Origin of the sequence: Pseudomonas emilianonis (assembly GCF_023072625.1) — a bacterium.
Lineage (GTDB): Bacteria > Pseudomonadota > Gammaproteobacteria > Pseudomonadales > Pseudomonadaceae > Aquipseudomonas > Aquipseudomonas paraveronii.
Genome location: NZ_JAKNRV010000499.1, coordinates 1 through 3,036 on the forward strand (window position 1 = coordinate 1; position 3,036 = coordinate 3,036).

General features: G+C 65.3%; 2 protein-coding genes and 1 pseudogene. All 3 read left to right on the plus strand.

Annotation, left to right across the window (positions count from 1 at the left end; translation table 11 throughout):
* Window positions 1–333 (plus strand): aldehyde dehydrogenase family protein (locus tag L9Z73_RS28275; RefSeq protein ID WP_247408061.1); only part of this gene is annotated, 333 nt, incomplete at its 5' end.
* 127 nt (window positions 334–460) lie between these two features.
* Window positions 461–2,344: a feruloyl-CoA synthase gene (locus L9Z73_RS28280; protein WP_247408063.1), complete on the plus strand. Its 1,884-nt coding sequence runs from the start codon at window positions 461–463 to the stop codon at window positions 2,342–2,344.
* Window positions 2,341–3,036: pseudogene (locus tag L9Z73_RS28285) on the plus strand (acetyl-CoA C-acyltransferase); the annotation flags it as partial. The gene L9Z73_RS28280 and the pseudogene L9Z73_RS28285, both read left to right, overlap by 4 nt.

Below are 3,036 nucleotides of genomic sequence, written 5' to 3' on the forward strand. Positions count from 1 at the left end.
CGCTTGTACCGCGAAGAATCCTTCGGCCCGGTGGCGGTGTTGCTGCGCGGTGAGGGTGATGAAGCACTGCTGCGCCTGGCCAACGACTCCGAGTTCGGCCTGTCGGCGGCGATCTTCAGTCGCGACACCGGGCGTGCGCTGGCGTTGGCGCAGCGGGTGGAGTCGGGCATTTGCCACATCAACGGCCCGACCGTGCATGACGAGGCGCAGATGCCCTTTGGCGGGGTCAAGTCCAGCGGTTACGGTAGCTTTGGCGGCAAGGCGTCGATTGAACACTTCACGCAATTGCGCTGGGTGACCTTGCAGAACGGGCCGCGGCATTACCCGATCTGAGTCGGCGTCGCCGCTTCGCGTTGGCCATACCTAACAATAACAAGGCGGCAGCCTCAGGCTGCCCAGCTGCGCCAGGAGCCGCCCCCAACCGGGCGCCCGTAGGCGTGCCTTGATGGAGGAGAACCCTGTGAGTTCCGAATTCAGACCGCAACCCCAGTCAGAGCCGCGTGCGCCGCGCTACCGCGAGGTGTCCATCGGCCGTGCGCCGGTGGAGGTCACTGAAGAACACGGCGTGCTGCATATGCGTTCCCTGGAGCCATTGGCCGAGTTGCCGGCGCGCTTGCTCGATCGTCTGGTGCATTGGGCTCGGGTGCGTCCCGAGCAGACCTTTATTGCCGCGCGCCAGGCCGATGGTGACTGGCGTCGCGTCAGCTACGCGCAGATGCTCGAGAGTGTGCGGGCGATTGCCCAGGGCCTGCTGAGTTACGGCCTGTCGGCAGACAAGCCGCTGGCGTTGCTGTCGGGCAACGACATCGAGCATTTACAGGTGGCCCTCGGCGCCATGTACGCGGGTATTCCTTATTGCCCGGTGTCGCCGGCGTATTCGTTGTTGTCCCAGGACTTCGCCAAGCTGCGGCATGTCTGCGACCTGCTGCAACCAGGGCTGGTGTTCGTCAGCGATGCAGCGGCCTACCAGCGCGCGATCGACGCGGTATTGCCGGCCGAGACGCCGCTGATCAGCGTGCGTGGCCACGTGCCCGGACGCGCCCAGGTCAGCTTCGCGAGCCTGCTGCAAACCCCAGGCGGCAGTGCGGCCGACCAGGCGTTCAATGCCACCGGCCCCGACAGCATCGCCAAGTTTCTGTTCACCTCGGGCTCGACCAAGTTGCCCAAGGCAGTGATTACCACGCAACGCATGCTCTGCGCCAACCAGCAAATGCTGTTGCAGACGTTTCCGGTGTTCGGTGAAGAGCCGCCGGTGTTGGTGGACTGGTTGCCGTGGAATCACACCTTCGGCGGTAGCCACAACGTCGGCATCGTGCTCTACAACGGTGGCACCTTTTACCTCGACAACGGCAAGCCCACGGCCCAGGGGTTTGCCGAGACCCTGCGCAACCTCAAGGAGGTGTCGCCCACGGCCTATCTGACGGTGCCCAAGGGCTGGGAAGAATTGGTCAGCGCCCTGGAGCAGGACGCCGAGTTGCGCGAGTGCTTTTTTGCGCGGATGAAATTGTTTTTCTTCGCCGCCGCCGGCCTTTCGCAAAGTGTCTGGGACCGCCTCGACCGTGTGGCCGAGCAGCACTGCGCAGAACGCATCCGCATGATGGCCGGGCTGGGCATGACCGAAGCTGCGCCGTCCTGCACCTTCACCACCGGGCCGTTGTCCATGGCCGGTTATATCGGTTTGCCCGCGCCGGGCTGCGAGGTGCGCCTGGTGCCGGTGGACGGCAAGTTCGAAGGGCGCTTTCGCGGGCCGCACATCATGCCGGGGTACTGGCGGGCGCCCGAGCAAACCGCCGAGGTGTTCGATGAGCAGGGGTTTTACTGTTCGGGGGACGCAATCAAACTCGCCGACCCCAATCGGCCGCAACTGGGGCTGATGTTCGACGGGCGCATTGCCGAGGATTTCAAACTGTCCTCCGGGGTGTTTGTCAGCGTCGGGCCGTTGCGCAATCGTGCGGTGCTCGAAGGCTCGCCCTATGTGCAGGACCTGGTGATTACCGCGCCGGACCGCGAATGCCTGGGCGCCCTGGTCTTCCCCAGGCTCTACGAATGCCGCCGGCTGGCGGGCTTGAACGCCGACGCGAGCGACGCCGAAGTACTCGCCAGCGCGCCGGTGCGCCAGTGGTTCGGCGACTGGTTGCAGCGCCTCAATTGCGACGCCACCGGCAATGCCAGCCGTTTGGAATGGATTGCCTTGCTCGACGAGCCGGCGTCTATCGATCGTGGGGAAATTACCGACAAGGGCTCGATCAACCAGCGTGCGGTACTGCAATGGCGTGCGGCCAAGGTCGAGGCGCTGTATCGCGGTGAAGATGTTGCGATCCTGCGCGCCGAGCCCAGGCCTTGAGCGGCGTCGGGCAGTATTCGGCGTTTGCCGACGTAGCGATTTACGCGGCGGTACGCACGCCGTGGGTCGACCTCGGTGGAGCTCTGGCCCAGGTGTCGCCCATCGACCTGGGGATCAAGGTCGGCCGTGAAGTCCTGGCCCGTGCCGGTGTCGACCCGCTGGCGGTGGACAGCGTACTGGCCGGCTCCATGGCCCAGGCCAGCTTCGATGCGTATTTGCTGCCACGGCATATCGGCTTGTACAGCGGCGTCGCGCAATCGGTCCCGGCGCTGGGGGTGCAGCGCATCTGCGCCACGGGCTTCGAGCTGTTGCGCCAGGCCGCTGAGCAACTGCGCGACGAGGTACAACTGGCCTTGTGCGTGGCCAGTGAGTCGATGTCACGCAACCCGATTGCGGCCTACACCCACCGGGATGGGTTTCGTCTGGGTGGCGAGGTGCAATTCAAGGATTTTCTCTGGGAGGCCCTTTACGACCCGGCCCCGGGACTGGACATGATCGCCACCGCAGACAACCTGGCGCGCCGCTATGGCCTGAGCCGCGAGGCCGTGGACCGTTACGCCTGCGAGAGCCATCAGCGCGCGTTGCAGGCGCAGTGTGACGGCGCATGGGCCGAAGAGATCGTGACGGTCGACAACCAAGTGTTCGAGCTTGAGGGGTACCAGCCGCGCGGCATCAGCCTGGCGCGCCGGGCC